Genomic DNA, 16,062 nt, shown 5'->3' with positions numbered 1-16,062 from the left:
GTCCGCTCCGTCGAACCCGGTGACCCTCACCGTTCTCACGGCCCCCGGCCGGAGCTGGTTGATCAAGGACTGTATGCGAGGGTCAGGGGCTGGATCGGACACGGGGTGAGCCTAGTCGGCGCCAGCCGCACTGATTCCAACTCTCGTGACCAGGCTGCAACTATCGTGTCACGGCTCAGTTGAAGGTGCAGTGTGGCGGCTTGGCTGTGTTGTCAGTAGTCGACGTCCAGGTAGTCGATGTCGGTGAACTCGACCAGCAGGCCGTGTGCGCGGCGTCCTCGGTCCTTGAAGTAGATGTCCTGGAGGCCTTCGGCCACGATGTCCATGAGCTGTTGCTCTGTCGCCCCAGCGGTGTGTGCGTCGAAGAGGCGCGCGGCATAGGCGGGAGGCAGTCCCTGGGTAATGGGGCGCATCCGTGGATCGTCGGTCGTACCTGGAGCCGCGGTGAATCCGAATCTGGCCCTGGTGTCGATGAAGATTCCGCCGGTGCTGGCGGCTTGCTTCCGTGCTCTGTCCCGGACACGGGGTTGCCATCGTTTGCGGACTTCGTCGGCGAGCCGTTGAGCGAGGTCCTGGCGGGGCTGTTTGAGCTGTCCTTTGACGTAGCGTTCGACGGTGCGCTGAGTGACGCCGAGGAGTTCGGCGGCGGCCCGAGTGCCTTTGGCCTGTCCGACGAGGTATTGCATCTGTTTCTGGGCTGACTTCGGCATGGGCCGGGTGAAATGCGCGGCGTCGGCCCGTTCCAGGCTGTCGGTGAGAATACCCATCGGCTGTCAGTCTTCCTCGCCGTAGGTGTCGACGGTGCCGGTCTTGATGTGGCGGGCGATGTTCACGTCCGGGCCGTGCTCTTCGTTGAGGCCTTCGGCCCATAGCACGCTCTGGGTGCCTTCGTGCTTGACCATGCCCGGGGAGACGCCGAGCCGGAAGCCGCCGGGCAGTGGCTTGCCATCCTTGTAGGGCAGGAAGTCGAGTGGGCTGGGGCCGCCGGAGGGGTACACGACGCAGTCGGAGAGTACGGCGAGTGGGTACAGGTCGGTGTGAGTGGCGAGTCTGACCATCTTGCGGTGCATATTGGTGCGGGCGTTAGCGATGACGGCGGCGCGGATGTCGGGGCGCCAGGTTGGGCGGGCGAGGGCGGGCCAGGGTTCGCCGGGGCGCCAGTTGCTGCCGCGGGGGCGTTCGCGGAGTTTGCCGATGCCGCCTTTGACGGTGGCCTTGATGGCGCCGAGGACGGCGACAGGGACGGGGCCGGCCTGCTGGCGGGTGGCCATCGCGGTCAGGAAGTGGTCTTCCGGCATGCCGGGGGTGACGCCGAGGTCGGCCATGGTAGCGAGGTAGGCGTCGCGTAGCCGGGTGTACCAGGCGTCCAGGTAGGGGCCGTGTTCGTAGCGCAGGTACGCCTCGATGGGGTGGACCTGGTGGCCGAGTTCGACGGCGTAGGCGATGGTCGGGGTCGCGTACCAGGCCGGGCCCTGAGGACGCTCGCCGGTGGGGGTGAAGGGACTGGGCAGGCGCTCGTCGAGGGTGATGTGGGACAGGTCGATCAGCCAGGAGCCGGGCAGTTTCGGGTCGAAGGCGGGGCGGTGGACGTGGACGGGGGCGGACAGTCCGACGGTGAGTCGGTTGGCGGCCGCGGCGAAGGCCATGTTGACGTCGATACCGACGACGTAGGGCTTGGTGCATTCGTCGTCGGTCAGCAGCCTCGACCACTGGTAGGCCTCTTCGTTGAGGATCTGGTCGGGGGTGCGCTGGTGGAAGCGCTGGTACAGGGCGGCGACGGCGGGGTGTCCGTCGGGGGCTTCCGGCGGGGCGCACTCGACCGGCTCGCTCAGGGCACCGGGCATCGGGCCGGAGGCCCAGTTGCCGGTGGCGGGGTCTTTGACTGCACGGGTGGGCGGGCGCAGGGCGGTCATCAGTTCCAGGCCGGTGACGGCGGTGGACCCGCAGGGGGTGATCACGCGCGTGGCGTAAGTACCGAGCAGGCGGGCGAGTTCGGCCGGCTCCATCTGGTCGGCCTGTCCCCAGGAGCGGGCATCGAGCGCCTGCCAGGGCAGGACGGCAAACTGGACGCAGTGCCGACGCGCGCCCTCGGCGGAGCGGTACACCCGCGCCCAGGGGCCGAAGCCGCGCTTGGTCAACTTCCAGTTCTGTGCGGCCAGGCGGCGTACGGCTGGGTGGCTGTCGGGCAGGCGCAGGCTGCGCCGGTCTTCCAACTCGGGTGGCAGCCCGAGGCGGTGGCAAGCACTGGCCGTCAGTACGACGAGAGGGTCGGTGTCCTTGCCAGAGCGGTGCAGGCGGGGGGCGCCCAGCTTGGCCTCCCCCAGCGTCCACTCGGCCAGCGCCGCGAGGTCGGTCAGCGGGCAGTCGAGAACCAGGCCGTCGAGGCCGTAGGCGCGGCCGTCGCCGTCGATGACAGCGAGGGGACCGTTGGAGAAACGGGGAGACGTTGACGTCGGCGCCATCGCGGCGTGTTGAGGGGATGGAACGGTGCGCGATGGACTCGCTGACGGTGTCACGGCCTCCGGGGCGGGTGCTGCCAGCCGGGGGGCCTGGGACTCGGGAGGCGGCGGTGCGGGGAACCGGTCGGCGAGGCCCTCCAGGAGCCGTGCGTATGCGGCGCGCTTGGGCGGGCGGGGCTCGCTACGGCCCGCTTCCCAGCCGGTGACCGTCTCGCGTCGCACGTTCAGTGCGTTGGCAACCTGGTCCTGGCTCAGGCCTGCGGCTTCGCGCAGCCGTTTGCGCTCGGCCGGGTTCGGCAGAGAGTCGACCGCCACCTGCCCCAACAGGGCGTCAACAGACGCGAAGAGCCCGTTCTGCTCATCGGACACAAGAGCCACCTCCGCACCCACCCTACCCGAATCACACATCGGATCACACATCAAACGCACATGACGTGTGCGTTGGTCGAGAGTCAGACGGAGGTGTACGCAAAGCCGCTGCCCCGTACCTCAAGCCCGGCCGACGGTGCACGGCAGGACCAGGAGGGACAGGGAGTGCTGGCGGTGGATTCCTGACCACGCTCGCGCAATGGGCAGGGACCGCCGGAATGCACTGACGCACAGGCACCAGCAGCCGGGATCAAGGAGAAGCTCAGCGCCTTGTAGGGGCGGGCCAAGGTGGAGGGGCAGCAGGTCCACACCGCAGACTATGGCCGCTGCGGCGGAAGCGAAGCCAGTACGAGCCCGGCTTCTGCGGCCCGTCAGTCAGCGTGCAGGCAGGGAGCGATGAGCCGGGAGGGCTGGCGCAAGGCCGTGTGCAGCACCTGCCGCAGCAGATGATTCACCCGCACACCCGTGATCATTTCGGACTCCTGGCGAATTGACCTGGCAACCAGTCAGTCGCGTCCGGATCTGGGAGCACCGGGCGTGCTGTGCTGAAGGGTCATCAGCAGTGCGCCGGCGACCAGCACGCTGCCGGCCAGGCAGACCAGTGCGCCGAGGACGCCTTGGACGGCGCCGCCCAAGGCAGTGAGCATCACGACTGCCAGTGCAGCGGCTTTGTTCCGGATGGACGCACTGAAGGCTCTCCGCGTGGCGAGTGCCCGGCCGCCACGCCGCCACGTTGCACTGTTGTGGGGTTGCTGGCGGGCACAGGTGACGGCTTCCATGACCTGTTCAGAGCAATGATTCAGGTCCTGTTCGTCAGCACGGATATCGAGCTTTAACCGTACGTAGCACCGATAGAGTCAGACTGTGACATCAGTTTCTTGTTGAATCATCGCTGCTCCCCCTCCACAGGTCCGCGAAGAACGACTTGAGCGTGTCCAGGCCTTTGTTCGCTTCCGCCAACCTAGGCGGCGGGGCGTGCTGCCTCGGCGACCCGCTGCCGGTGACACTGTGATCGAGGAACGGCTGTTGGGCGATGAACCCCCAGGCCCGCTGGCAGGCTGAAGGTAGGCGACGCGGGTGCGCGACGCATCAGCGATCGCCTCGAAGGCGTTGATCAGTTCGCCGATCTCTTCTCTCAGCAGCTGTCAGGGTTGCGCAGGAACAGGGCACCGGTGCAGATCCCTAGCCGTGCAGCGGGCCGGTCTGCCAGGAATTGCAGGGTGTGGTGCGGGAACGGCATGATTGAGGGCGGTACCTCTTTCTGGCTGTGTCCAATGGCTGGACTCAGGCTGGGAACCTGACTCTTAGAGAATCCAGCTCTTGAGAGTGGACGCGATCGCATAAATGTCGGCGCCTTCGGCGGCCCGACGCACGAGGTCTCGGACTTCTTCAGGGCTGGTGGTGATCTTCAGCCCGCATGCAGCCAGGTAGCCATAGGCGGCTGCCGCAGCGAACAGGGCGTTGCCGCGTTCCAGGGCCGGCACGTTGATGAGCTGCTGCAAGAGGGCCGCTGCCCGCTGTGGAGGGGTGTCGTACACGGGGATGCCGAAGATCTCTGCATGGACACGGCTCACGGCGGCCATCAGTGCTCCCCAGTCGCTGACGACGGGATCCCCGGGTGTGTTCTGCTCGGCGATCATGAGGAGCCAGGCAAGGTCGATGGTGGGCAGGCCCGCAACCGCGGGCGTGACTGCCGGTTCGGGGACTACCGCGGGCTCGGGTGGTGGAGTTGTCGCCGACTCGGGCTGGGCGAGTCCAAGGAGTTCCAGTACTCCTTGCAGTCGAGCCGAGTCGGCCGCAGTCATCTCAGGCTTGGCAGCTGCGGTCACGACGCCGGTCAGCGCGTCGAGGGCAGCGTCTGCTGCCTCTGGATAGACATCGGCGAACATCTGGCGCATGACCTGCTGCGCACTAGCCTTCTCCGTCATCGCTTCCACCGTGTTGTAGTGCTGGTTTCGGCATCAGGGCCTCGGTACCCGCAGTTCTCATGGGGCAACGCTCCTACGCTGTAATGCATGCCCAGCACTTTCCCGCCTGGGCCAGGGTCTTGCACAGGGCGAGTGCCAGTCGCTCGGCTTCCTGGCGTGCCTTGCTTTTCGGCAGCTTCTCCAGTTCTTGAACATTGTCTCCGAAGTGCTCAACGACGCGTGTCCAGTGGTCCTTGGCTGTCTCCCAGTTCCCCGAATGGGCGCGCTGGACGAACTCTTCCGCGAAGGTCCGGCGCTCGCCGCCGGCTGCATACATGTCGGTCAGAGACGTCACGGGGTGTCCCCGTCCGTCTGCTGCGGCGCAGTGATGCTGGCCTCTTCGAGCATGCGGCGGGTGACCTGCTCAGCCGACTCCTGCCGCCGCTGGTCAACTTGACGGTTCACCAGGTACCCGACGACCCCTCCCACGACTGCCGGGGTGACCAACCAGCCCACCAGCGACAGGACCCAGGCCAACATCCGGTGGGATGCTGCAGCCGGAGAGGTGATGCCCACCAGAATCTCATATGACACCGTCCAGCCCAGTACTGACCCGCAGGTCACGTACAGGGCTGCGAAGACCAGTGCCCCGGGCAGTCCCCTCTTCACGAGCCAGTATGCAGGCCGGTTCCATCCGGACAGGCCGCGATAGGAGTCCCGTATGCGCTCCGCCAGCGTGTCCCTCGGCGGAGGCGGTAGTGAGGGTTGCTGCTCCACCGTCAGAACATAACCCGGCACGGGAACCTGTGTGCTGCGCTTGTCCACGCCTGCCGCGTCCGGCCCGGTCACGTTGGCCTGGGCCGCTGGCGCGCAAGCGTCCCGCCGATGGGATGTTTTCGGCGTGGTCTTGGTCACCGCGGGACCGTGAGCGCGTCCAGGCTGACCGGCACCTGCCCGGGGGCTGTCGCATGGCCGTCTTCATCCGCCAGGGACGGAGTATTCCCTTCTCAAGCGCGGCCGTCTGTGCAGCTCCTGGCAGAACGTTCAGGTCCAGCGCATGTCGAGTGCTTCCAGCGCGTCGAGTTGTTCACGGGTCAGGCGGAAGGGTCGTAGCCGTTTTTCGGAGAGCCATTCCCCCAGTCGGAAGGGCTTGCCGCGCTCCCAGACGACCTTGTTGTAGGGGATGTTGAGATGCTGGTGGGAGCGCCAGTAGGCGTGGGCGTGGCGGAGGCCGTGGGCGAAGGCGCGTTCACTCTGGCTGCGGGGCGGGCGCAGCAGGAGGGCGAGGGGGTGGTCCAGGGACAGTGCTCCGAGGAGGTTGTGCTGGTCAGGGCTGAGGCTGGGCAGGACCTGGAGTTGTTTGTCGAGCCAGGACTCCAGGGGTGAGTCTTCGTCGTCGGGGGCGAGGTCGGGGAAGGCGAGGTCGCCGCGGCGGGCGGCTGCGAGGGCGCGCGCGTAGCTGCGTCGCCAGTGCCCGGGTTTGTCCCAGGAGGCATTCCACCACGGGCTGATCTCGTTGAGGGCGCGCTGGTAGCAGTAGGGGAGCTGTCCCCGGCGGACCTTGGTGCGGCATTTGTTCATCCAGCGGCCGATGTCGAGGCCGCCGAAGCGCTCACGGCTGACGGGGACGAGGTGGCCGTGCTGGGCCTGGTAGGCGCGGGCGATGTTCAGGTGGTGTTCGATGCTGGTGCGGGGGTGTTCCCAGATCATGCCCAGGGCGTCGAGGGCGTCGATGCGCTCAGGTTTGAGGCTGTGGTCCATGTGCAGGGAGCGTTGGTTGCCGAGCCACCAGCCGAGGTAGAAGCGGTCGGGTCCGCAGTAGCTGCTGGGTACCTTGAGGTGGCCATGCTGGTCGCGGTAGCGCTGGGCGCTTTGGAGGCCGAGTTCCCAGATGCTGTTGTGGGGGTCTTCGGCGTGGGGCCGGAGCAGGGGGATGAGTTCGTCGGCGCGTTCGGGGCGGGCGGCGGGGTGCAGGGGGTTGCTGATGGAGTGGCGTAGTTGGAAGACGCGGTGGAAGACGTGTTCGTCGTAGAGCGAGAGGGCGAACAGGACCTGGTAGAGGATGTGGAAGGGGGTGCCTTTGGCGGCTTCGGCGAGGTTTTGGTCGGGGGCCTTGTAGATGGGGACGATGATGTGGGCGACCTTGGCCTGGCCGGGCAGCGGGCGCAGGGCGCGGCCGACGGCCTGGACGATCTGGTAGGTGCTGGTCTTGGGGCTGGTGAACAGCACGGCGTCGATGGCGGGGACATCGACGCCTTCGGCGAAGATCATGCAGTTGGTCAGGACGGCCCGCAGCGGCTTCTTGTCGTTGGAGGTCAGGGACGCTTCTTTGAAGGCGTTGATTTGGGTGAGCCGTTCGTAGCGGTTCTGCTCGCTGTTGACGGTGCCGGCCTGGAGCGGGCCCTGCATCGATTTGGGCATCAGGGCAGCCGTCTCCGGAAGGGTTTCGGCAAAGATCTCGGCGACCTTGATGCGGGGGCAGAAGACCAGGACACGCCGTAGGTCGTGTTTGTGCATGGCGCGCAGGAGGGCGACCTGGGCGGCCGCCACGCGCAGGCCTTCGGAGTCGGCGGCGAGCAGCGGGTTGCGGTTGAGGATGGTGCGCAGGTCGGCGTCGTCGACGGCGACGATGCGGTAGTCGGCGAGCAGCCCCCGGTCGATGGCGTCGGCCAGGGAGAGGCGGAAGACAGGCGGCCCGTAGAGGTTGAGGTCGTCCATCGAGGCGACCTCGATGTCGACGGGGAGGTCCTGGCCCGGGACGGGCCGGAAATTGCGGGGGGTCGCGGTGGTGAAGAGCCGGTGGTGGGCGAAGATCCGGTTGGCGTCCAGCAGTTGGGCCCAGGGCTTTTTCAGGTTGCCTGCCGTGCGGTGGGCCTCGTCGCAGACGAGCACGTCCCAGGGCGGCATGTGGAAGAGCCGGTGGGCGTCGGCGATCTTTCCCAGCGAGTGGTAGGTCGCGAAGACGTTGACCGGGCCGTCGGCCTGGGAGATCTCGGCGGCCAGCGTAGCGGCGTCGGTGACGGCGGTCAGGATGCCGTGCAGGGCCGGGGTCCTGGGCAGGTGCCGTTCGCCGCTCAGCGCCAGGTAGCGGCCGGGGCGGCCTTCCTTGTGCCACTCCCCTGCGGTCTGCTCGAGCAGGTCCAGGGTGGGCACGACGACGACGGACGTGCCCGCGGGCGCCATGTGGTTGACGATGTGCAGGGCGATGAGGGTCTTGCCGCTGCCGGGGGGGCGCGTCGATGCGGCAGCGCGGTGCGCCGAGGACGAATTCGGTGACGCTGTTGTCGACGGCCTGTTGCTGGTAGGGGCGAAGTGCGGTGCGGAGCTGAGGCAGTTGGGCCAAAGCCGTATTCCTTTCGGCTTCGTCTGGGGGCAGCCAGGACCTGTTTCGAGGGTGGAAGGTCGGCGTGACTGTCTGTGATGCGTAGACGCGCATGTTTCACCCGAACGAGCGATGGGGGCTTGCGCTCGCACACGTCCGGACTGCGGTATGGAAGTTTCGTCGCGCGCTGCGTCCGGCCGTGTTGCGAGTACTGGAGCGAAAATGCGCAGGTGGCCTGGGTGGATGGCATGGGAGATGCGATGGCAGACCGGGCGGGCGTGTGGGGGCCGCAGCGGCGGCTGAGGAACTCCGTACCTCACCTGGCCGGCGAGTCGACCGGGTCGTTCGCCAATCGCCTGGCGCACGCGCACGGCCTGGAGCTGGGGGCGTTCCTGGACCGGGTGGGCACGGGCCGCCAGCCGGTCAATCCCCGGCTGCCGTCGCTGGCGGAGCTGTACGTCAACCGGGCGGCACTGGACAACCTGGCGGTGCTGTCCGGCCGGACGCCGCACCAGTTGCAGCTGGCCCTGCCCAACCTCCAGGAGCGTTTTCTGCTGTCGGGAGATGATGCGGCCCGCTGGCAGTGGCCGTTCGAGGCCCGGGAGGGGCACGTGGTGCGCTGTTGCGATCTGTGTGCCGGCGCGCGGGGCGTGGATGAGGCGGCGTGGCTGCTGTGGCCGGATCAGTGGCGGGTATGTCTGCGCCACCGGCGGTTCACCGACGATCACCGTGGCCAGGGTCCCTCCGTCATTCGGCTGGACGGGCTGGAGGAGGTGGTGCGGGCGCACACCGAGCGGCTGCGGCTGGAGCGCCGCTTCGGCACGGCGGGAACGGAGTTGTTCGCTGACGGCTTCCAGGTCGTGGCGCGCTGGTGGGCCCGCATGCCCAGCATGTGGAGCTGGACGCAGCGGGCCTGGCAGGTGGGCCTGGAGGCGCAGGAGCTGCGCACCGCCCCGCTGGTGATCTATCCGGAGGCTATCCAGCTGGCGCGGGAGATGCTGCGCTACGAGCAGCGTGCTGAGAACACGCGTGCGGTGCGGGCAGCATGGGTGGAAGAGGTGCAGCAGCTGATGGCCGGGTGGGGGCTGGAGGAGGTTGACGGCTGGAGCGAGCTGGTGCAGTGGCTGGATCACCACAGCAGCCCCGCTCCGGCTTCCTCTGCAGCGGGCCGGCGACGGCGACGGGAATTGGCCGTGGGGCACAGTCAGCTCGCCGGGCCGTCCGGTTCCCTGAGGGAACGGTCTTGCATGGAGTGACAACTGCCCACCTGATCAGGCCAGTTGATCCCGGAGGCCGGGAACAGCGCACGTCAAGGGGGATCCACTCTTTCGGGTGACAGCTTCTTCGTGCGCTGACGGCTGCAGCCGGATGGTAGCCAGGCTGGCTCCACGGGCGCGTAGGAGGGAGCTGCGGGTGCGAGACGTGATGGCGTGGCATCTCGACGGCAGCGGGCAGTTGGCGTGTGTGACGCCTAGAGCGCTGTGGGGGGGTGGCGTTGGAGGAGCGGCAACCGCCCACGGATCCGGTCGCCTATCACGGCCGGCAGGGCAAGCTCAACGACTGGTGGTCCTCGACGACGGGCGCGCTGGTGGTGTGTGGGTCCAAGCGGCGCACCTACGTGGCCGCCGACCTGCATCGGTCTGAGGTGGAGGCTGTTCGGCCAGGACGGCCAGCAGCACCTCGTGCCGGGCGGGTCCCAGCGCATCCGCGGGTACCCAGGCGCCGCGGACGGGAATACCGGCGAGTTCCGCGTCGAGTTCGGGGGCGGTGTCGTACAGCCGCTGTACCAGGCGGTTGGTCCGTGAGAGCGGGTCGGCCGTGGTCTGCGTGTCGGCTGCGGCGTGCACCGACATCCTGGTCTGCAGCGCGTCCGTGGTGGACGGCGGCTCAGGATCATCGGTCGGCATCTGCCCGAAGGGACCCTCTGGTGGTCTGCGCCGTCGGTCGCGCACGGGAAAGCGCCACTGATGGCCTTCGCTCTCCCGCTTCCAACGGACGTCCAGTGCGTCGTCCCAGCGTTTGTCCTGGGGAAGGAAGATGTCCACGGCGATGCCGGAGCGGCCGATCCAGACCCAGCTCATGAAGTAGGCGTGGTCGCGATGGGAAGCCGACCAGAGAGCGAGTTCCTGCAGCCGGCTCCTCTGCTCGGCAAGCGGCTGCTTCGGCAGGAGGGCCTTGGCGCGACGGTGCCGGCCCCGGGCCTCTCCCGCGACCCGGCCGCCGGGCAGATGGAACAGCAAGTCCGGTCGGACACCGCCGTTTGGGTAGTCCGTCAGCATGCGGCCGGGCAGCGCGTCGAAACTGTGCAGGGCGTGCGCTGTGTTGTCCCAGGCGAAGAGTGCTTCGCTCGCCGCTGTCAGCATGCCCAGTCCTGAGCTTTCGGTGACGAAGCTGCGGATGTGCCGCGAGCTCGCCACGAACGCCTGGTGATCGATCTGGAGCGGGGCACCGGCCCCGGGAGCATCGAGATAACTGGCCAGGAGGCGGACCTCAAGCTGCTTGGTCCGGTAGTCGACAACCCGGTTGAGGTCGCAGGCGAGCGCGTTGATGTGGATGAGGCGGGCCAGTCCCACTGGCAGCTCGCCCTGTCCGGCCTGGGTGGCGGTCACCACCGGCCCTTGCACCCGGAACTGCCAAACCCGGGCCCGTACGGTGCTCAACGTCGCATTCCCCCTATGCGGTGCGCCCGCGCCATGGCGTATCGCAAGCCGTCACGTCCGATTCTCCCTGCCCTGCAGCCACCCGGGTGTGACGCCGTCAGTCGCCCAGTCCCCGGCAGGTGAGTCCGCCCAGCTCGCTTTCGATGGTGTCCAGTCCTTGCCGAAGGTGGAACTGCTCGGTTCCCGTGGCGCACTGGCGGTACGTGCGGTCCAGGTACTCCTTCAACCGGCTGCGGGAGGTAGACAGCAGGGCCGTTCCCTCAGGAGAGTTCAGCCGGATGAAGGTGCGGCGTTCGCGGTCCGGGGTGTCCTCGGGAGAGCTCCAGACGACGACATCTCCCTCTCCCGTCCTGCGGTCGAGTCCCTCGGCCAGCAGATCGCGGGCGAAGGTCCACATCACTGGTTCGCCTGGCCCATCAGAGTAGAAGGACACTTCGATCGCATAGGGATCTCCGAGCCGGTAGGCCACTCTGGCCCAGAGTGCCTCTCCCTCGTCTCTTTCCTCCCGGTGGATCGCCATCTCCAGACGTGCCTGGAGCACCGTGCCGTCCGGGGCTTCGTCGATCCATGCCCTGGGTCCGCCCGGCACAACCAGAAGTCCGCTGTCTCCGTAGGGCTCTTCCCGGTCGCCGAAGGCACGGCGGCGCGCCGCGGGAATCTCCTTGTCGGAAAGCCCGGATGCCGTCGGCTCCGTCTCTGGCTGTGCCGGCAACCAGAGCTGGGGCACATGGCTGACGAGGAACAGGCCTCTCCCCCACGGCCGGTGGGAAACGGGCAGCGAAGGATGCCTGCCGGCGAAGGCGGACCCCATGCTGTGCAGCAGAGGTGTCCGAGAAGGGGCGGCCAGCCAGTGCACGGGCCCGGTGAGTGCCGGTGTTCCTTCGGGCAGCCCGGGCACGGGACCGCCGCGGCACTCTGCCAGCGGCCGCGCACCGCAGGCTGCTGGCTTTTCACCTAGTTCATTCTGCTCTATGCAGAATGGTACGAGCTGAAAAAAGGGCGAAGAAAAAAGTGTCCCTGTCCGCCCGCACGACGCACCCTGCAGCGGTCGGCCTGCCGTTGCCTTCGATCCGTCCCCGGCCAGCAGTGCCTGTTCTGAAGCAGGAGCCGTCTGTCGGGGATGAGGCCAGGCGAGCGAGGCCTGCTCACGGCTTCGCTCGGATGGGCAGCAGGCCGGCCACAGGGCCTTCACGTCCCGCAGCGTCACAGCCCGCGCGGAGAAAAGCAGTTCGGTCATCCAGCCCAGGCGAAGTCCGGGTACGCACAACGCGCTGGTCTGGTGTTCCGCCGCCTCGGCCCGTGTGCCGAACAGCATGCTCAGGCGGGCGGCGACTGCGGTTGCACGGGAGACGGACGTGCAGGTGTGCCCGTCGTCGGCGGCGATGCCATGCTCGCGCGCGAGGGCAGCGGCGGCGAACCCGTCCGTCAGGCATTCACGCAGTTGGACGATGTGACGCAGCGGCGGCCGCGCCGCCCAGTCGTCCCAGGAGGCAGACAGCAGTGTTGTGTCCGGGCAAGGATTACGCAGCAGATGGAGCACCTGCAGCATGCTGTAGGTCTTGCCGGAACTGGCAGAGCCCCATACGACGAGGGCGGTGCGCCCGCACTGCATCGTCTCCGTGAGGCGGTGCAGGCGGGACAGCAAGTCGTCGTAGATGTCGTCGCATACGTAGAGGGGAAGGCCGCTCTCGGCTGCGCAGCCGGACTTCCCCTGAACCGGCGGCTCGGCAAGCGGCCTTGCCGGGCTGCCTGCTGCCTGGGACAGGCGGCAGTAGACGTCGTCAGGAATGGGCTCGCTCTCGGCCAGGACGTGGGGGGCGCCGAGGCTGGAAGCATTGAGCAGCGCGTCGAAGTCGTCATCCTCGGTTGCCGTGACGTTGTCCATGCCCTTGCGGACGGTCATCGTGCTCCCCCTTCCCCGAGTTCGGGCTCATGCACGTAGGCGATCATGATCCTGGTGCGGGCTCGGCTGAGGCGGCGCTCCAGCGCCTTTTCCGTCAGGCCGCTCCGCACGGCGGCTTCGGCCTGTGTGTAGCCCAGGGCACGCCAGCCGAGTCCTTCGCGCACCTGCCGGTCAGTGATGTGGGGCAGGATCCGCGCGAGTTCGTCGTTGGTGGCTGCGGCGTAGTAGGGATCGGTGGCCCGCTGGTCCGGGATATCGCGCTGCGGCTCGTCACCCGCCCCTCGGGGGCCGGTGTCCAGCTCAGCTTGCCCTGTCCGATCGCTGCGGAACCATGCCATGTAGGCGGGCCGGAAGGAGCGGATGGAGGCTCCGACGGCGTAGGTGGTGAGGCTGGCGCCGCCCTGCGGATTCCACTGTCCCTGGACGAGTCCGCGCTCGCGGAACATTTCCATGCCTGCCATGACCGATTCGGTGGCCACCTGGTAGCGGTCGTCCTGGGTCCAGGTGGTGGTGATCATGCCGGGTGGAACGGGGCGTCCGGCCTGCCGGGCGCGGGCGAAGATCTCCCCGGTCCTCGTCCACTTGACCAAGATCCGCCAGCTGTAACTCCACCAGCCGGCAGCGGCTTTGTCGTAGCGGGGACCCTGGAATCCGTCGCGGCGCAGTATCTCGACGAGTCGCTGGTCGGCTTCCAGGCGTGAGATCCGCGCGACGGTGTTCTCCCGTATGCCTGCGGCGAGGGTGAGGGAGGTCTCCAGGCTCAGCAGATTCCGCGTGCTGAACTCCGCTTGCTCCGGGGTGTCTTCGTCGTGCCTGTCATGGTCGGGAGCGAACTCCCCTCTGGATTCGTCCGGCACATCCGCTCCCTCACATCACCATGACCCCGGCAGGGCCATCGAACTCGACGCCCAGGGTCTTAGGCGGGCAACGGAAATCTCCCCCCGCCTCTCCCCCGAACCCGAACCGTGATTCAGGTCACACGGGGGGAGGCGGCTGCCGTGCTGCTAGAGCATCCACGACACCGCTTCCGGCCGGCGCCGGCCACCGCCCCTTGCCCATCAGGGAGTTGACAGTGAACAACCCGAATCCGCAGCCGCTTCTCAGCCTGCGCACCGCGATCATCCTGCTGCTGGGCATCCTCACCGCCGTCGGTTCGGGCGCTTTGACCGTACTGGCCGGCGGCAGTCCCGCCGGTGCGGTACTCGCCGGTGGGGCCGCCTTCGCCGGTGCCGTCCTCTTCTTCCACGCGATCATCGCCTGACCGCCCTGCGCCTCCTGCCCCCTCTCCCGTCAGCGCCGCCTGCCGCAAGTGCCGCCGTCCCGGCCATGAGCCCGCGGTCCACGAAGGGATCGCCATCTTGCCGCGACTGCCGGGATCCGAGCGAGCAGCAGGTTCCCGGGCACGCCGGAGTGGGGCCGCCGCAGGCCCATTGCCGGCGCGCGTCGGCGTGCACTTGGGACACTCCGTGAGTTGCACACCGCCTTCGCACTCCCGCACTCCGATCACATGCAAAAGGCGGGCCGTTCGGGAACTCAGGCTCGCACCGTGACGTCGGACGAGGCGGACAGCCCGTGCAGACCCACAGGGCCCCTTCCCGGAGCTTGGCACTCCGCTCATCGGCTATTTGGTTCTGTGCGGTGCGGGGTACATGCGCGGCGAAGGAGCGACGATGACACATCGGGTTGAACCCAGCTTGAACCGGCGCAAGCTACGCCTCGCGCTGCGCCGGGCGCGTGAGCGTGCGAATCTGACTCAACAGGACGTGGCCGAACGGGTCGGGTGGTCCCCGTCCAAGCTGATCCGGATGGAAACCGGCACGGTCGGCATGTCGGTCAGTGATCTTCGGGCGCTGCTGACGCTGTACGAGGTGACCGATCCCGAACAGATAGAGGATCTGGAGCAGGCCGCGCAGGGCAGCAAGGGACCGAGCTGGTGGTCCGGCTATCACGAGGTCATCACTCCGCAGTTCGCCCAGTACCTCGGGTACGAAGGCGCAGCAGATTCTCTGCGCACTTATCACCCCGTCGTCGTGCCGGGGCACTTGCAGACCCGCGCCTACGCCGAGGCACTCCTCGCCCCCCGCGATCTGGAGGAGAGCAGGTTCCGGAGAGTCGTGGACCTGCGTATGGAACGGCAGCAGCGGATGTTCAACGACTCGGGCAGGCCAGCCTGTACGTTCGTGCTGGACGAGGCAGCCATACGACGCCAACTCGGAGACAAAAGGGTGCTCGAGGAACAGCTGGACCACTTGCTCTGCCTCGGGCATCGCCCCGAGGTCTCCGTGAGAGTGCTGCCCTTCGAGGCAGGAGCGCACTACAGCACCCTGGGCGGCTTTGCCCTGCTCGGCTTTCCCGACGATGACGATCTTCTCTATCGGGAGCACGCCGCTGGCAGCATGATCGGCAGCGAGGACCACAGCCTGCTGGACCGCTACCAGGAGTGCTTCCAGGCGATCACCGATATGGCACTCGACGAGCCAGAGTCGGCCGACCTGATCAGCCGTGTCCGGCAGAAACTCGGCGCCCGTCAGCAGCCGGGGTGACAAAGGGTGAGGTGAGGGCCAAAGAGGGAGAAGTCCGGCGGGATGTAGAGGGTGACAGACTCCTCGCCTTTGTGGCCTGCCCGTGCCACTGTATTCGATCCTGCAGGGCTTGGTGGCATGGGTCGGAACGGCCACCCGGCCGCATCTGATCCTGGGGGGAGCAGTGACGCGTCGGGCGCGGTGCTCGCCGCGTGCCGCGCTGGATGCCCCGCCTGGGCAGGCCGGCGTTGTCCGGTGTGTGGGGACTCTGTGCTGCCGGGCGTCAGTGCGGGGAGGAGCGCAGGTACATCGGCAGGACGCTGCGCATGAGCTGTTCACCTCGGGTAGTAATGGCCCCGAAGTGGGTGCGGGTCATGGCGGCGAAGTTGGTCGGGTAGGTGGCAACTGCACTGCGAGGGACGGAGTCGGCGGGCGGTGCGGGCAGGCGGTGGTCCTTCATGCCGAGGTAGGCCAGGGCGAAGCCGTCGATGCATCCGCTGGCGGCCCATTCGTGCACGCGCAGCAGACCTCCTGCTGCAACAGGCTGACCGCGCCGACGAGGCAGTGACATGGCTCGTGCCCCTGGCCCGGGCCGGATACCTGGGCGCGGAGCTGTGCGTGGCCGAAATCCTCGAAGAGTCAGGGCACCACGACGAAGCCATCGCCTGGTACTGGCAAGCCGCCGAATCCGGCTACCCCAGCGCCCGCAGCGCACTGACACGCCTGTCCGCCACCGGCACCCCATCAGCCCAGTGCCCCGGAGAAGAACAGCCGCCGATCGCACGCACCCGCAGGCTGCCCACCGACACTGCTTACCGGCAGAGGGCGATTCGTTACGGTGTACCCGACGCAGCCTGATCGAACTTGTGTCACCTCAGAGGGGTTGTTCCTAGCTTTGAAATGCGATAAAGAGCATAGCC

Annotated in this window: 15 protein-coding genes; 4 read left to right on the top strand and 11 right to left on the bottom strand. The window is 67.7% G+C overall.

What is annotated here, in order from left to right; all coding sequences use genetic code 11:
• Positions 1-212 precede the first annotated feature (212 nt).
• From tpg to ACIPSJ_RS27495, 7 genes are all read right to left on the bottom strand, one after another.
• Positions 213-767, bottom strand: a complete 555-nt coding sequence (gene tpg, locus ACIPSJ_RS27525; protein ID WP_401349985.1) for a telomere-protecting terminal protein Tpg — start codon at positions 765-767, stop codon at positions 213-215.
• Positions 768-773: 6 nt separating this feature from the next.
• On the bottom strand, positions 774-2,867 hold the full coding sequence (gene tap / locus ACIPSJ_RS27520; RefSeq protein ID WP_401349982.1) for a telomere-associated protein Tap: 2,094 nt from the start codon (positions 2,865-2,867) through the stop codon (positions 774-776).
• Between the two features lie 467 nt (positions 2,868-3,334).
• Positions 3,335-3,478, bottom strand: a complete 144-nt coding sequence (locus tag ACIPSJ_RS27515; RefSeq protein WP_401349980.1) for a hypothetical protein — start codon at positions 3,476-3,478, stop codon at positions 3,335-3,337.
• Between the two features lie 654 nt (positions 3,479-4,132).
• Positions 4,133-4,468 carry a fic family toxin-antitoxin system, toxin component gene (locus tag ACIPSJ_RS27510; protein WP_401350133.1) on the bottom strand — a complete coding sequence of 112 codons (336 nt, stop codon included), beginning with the start codon at positions 4,466-4,468 and terminating at the stop codon, positions 4,133-4,135.
• Positions 4,469-4,829: 361 nt separating this feature from the next.
• Positions 4,830-5,090, bottom strand: a complete 261-nt coding sequence (locus ACIPSJ_RS27505; protein WP_401349978.1) for a DUF6313 family protein — start codon at positions 5,088-5,090, stop codon at positions 4,830-4,832.
• Positions 5,087-5,650, bottom strand: a complete 564-nt coding sequence (locus tag ACIPSJ_RS27500; protein ID WP_401349976.1) for a DUF6313 family protein — start codon at positions 5,648-5,650, stop codon at positions 5,087-5,089. The genes ACIPSJ_RS27505 and ACIPSJ_RS27500 overlap by 4 nt, the downstream gene beginning before the upstream one ends.
• Before the next feature lie 129 nt (positions 5,651-5,779).
• Entirely contained in the window at positions 5,780-7,918 is a 2,139-nt protein-coding gene (locus ACIPSJ_RS27495) for a Helicase associated domain protein (protein ID WP_401349974.1), read from the bottom strand.
• Between the two features lie 369 nt (positions 7,919-8,287).
• Here ACIPSJ_RS27495 and ACIPSJ_RS27490 point away from each other — a divergent pair, with 369 nt between their 5' ends.
• Complete coding sequence (locus ACIPSJ_RS27490; RefSeq protein ID WP_401349972.1) at positions 8,288-9,313, top strand: TniQ family protein; 1,026 nt, start codon at positions 8,288-8,290, stop codon at positions 9,311-9,313.
• Positions 9,314-9,610: 297 nt separating this feature from the next.
• Here the strand turns inward: ACIPSJ_RS27490 and ACIPSJ_RS27485 are convergent, their stop codons facing one another.
• The 3 genes from ACIPSJ_RS27485 to ACIPSJ_RS27475 form a co-directional block, all read right to left on the bottom strand.
• The gene (locus ACIPSJ_RS27485; RefSeq protein ID WP_401349970.1) at positions 9,611-10,666 is read right to left on the bottom strand and encodes a hypothetical protein; all 1,056 of its coding nucleotides are present in this window, start codon (positions 10,664-10,666) and stop codon (positions 9,611-9,613) included.
• Positions 10,667-10,814: 148 nt separating this feature from the next.
• Entirely contained in the window at positions 10,815-12,620 is a 1,806-nt protein-coding gene (locus ACIPSJ_RS27480; protein ID WP_401349968.1) for an SsgA family sporulation/cell division regulator, read from the bottom strand.
• A complete protein-coding gene (locus ACIPSJ_RS27475; RefSeq protein ID WP_401349966.1) occupies positions 12,617-13,477 on the bottom strand; it encodes a hypothetical protein in 861 nt (286 codons plus the stop codon). The genes ACIPSJ_RS27480 and ACIPSJ_RS27475 overlap by 4 nt, the downstream gene beginning before the upstream one ends.
• Positions 13,478-13,692: 215 nt before the next feature.
• Here ACIPSJ_RS27475 and ACIPSJ_RS27470 point away from each other — a divergent pair, with 215 nt between their 5' ends.
• Positions 13,693-13,881 (top strand): hypothetical protein, encoded by a 189-nt coding sequence (locus tag ACIPSJ_RS27470; protein WP_401349964.1) that lies wholly within the window; start codon positions 13,693-13,695, stop codon positions 13,879-13,881.
• 409 nt (positions 13,882-14,290) lie between these two features.
• Entirely contained in the window at positions 14,291-15,163 is an 873-nt protein-coding gene (locus ACIPSJ_RS27465) for a helix-turn-helix domain-containing protein (protein WP_401349962.1), read from the top strand.
• A 262-nt stretch (positions 15,164-15,425) separates the two neighbouring features.
• Here ACIPSJ_RS27465 and ACIPSJ_RS27460 read toward each other — a convergent pair whose 3' ends face one another.
• Complete coding sequence (locus tag ACIPSJ_RS27460; RefSeq protein WP_401349959.1) at positions 15,426-15,659, bottom strand: hypothetical protein; 234 nt, start codon at positions 15,657-15,659, stop codon at positions 15,426-15,428.
• A 101-nt stretch (positions 15,660-15,760) separates the two neighbouring features.
• Between ACIPSJ_RS27460 and ACIPSJ_RS27455 the strand changes: the two genes are divergently transcribed.
• Positions 15,761-16,000, top strand: coding sequence for a hypothetical protein (locus ACIPSJ_RS27455; protein ID WP_401349956.1), 240 nt, complete (start codon positions 15,761-15,763; stop codon positions 15,998-16,000).
• Positions 16,001-16,062: the final 62 nt, after the last annotated feature.

This window comes from Streptomyces sp. NPDC090088 (assembly GCF_044747345.1).
GTDB lineage: Bacteria > Actinomycetota > Actinomycetes > Streptomycetales > Streptomycetaceae > Streptomyces.
This window is presented reverse-complemented; position numbering and strand designations above follow the sequence as displayed.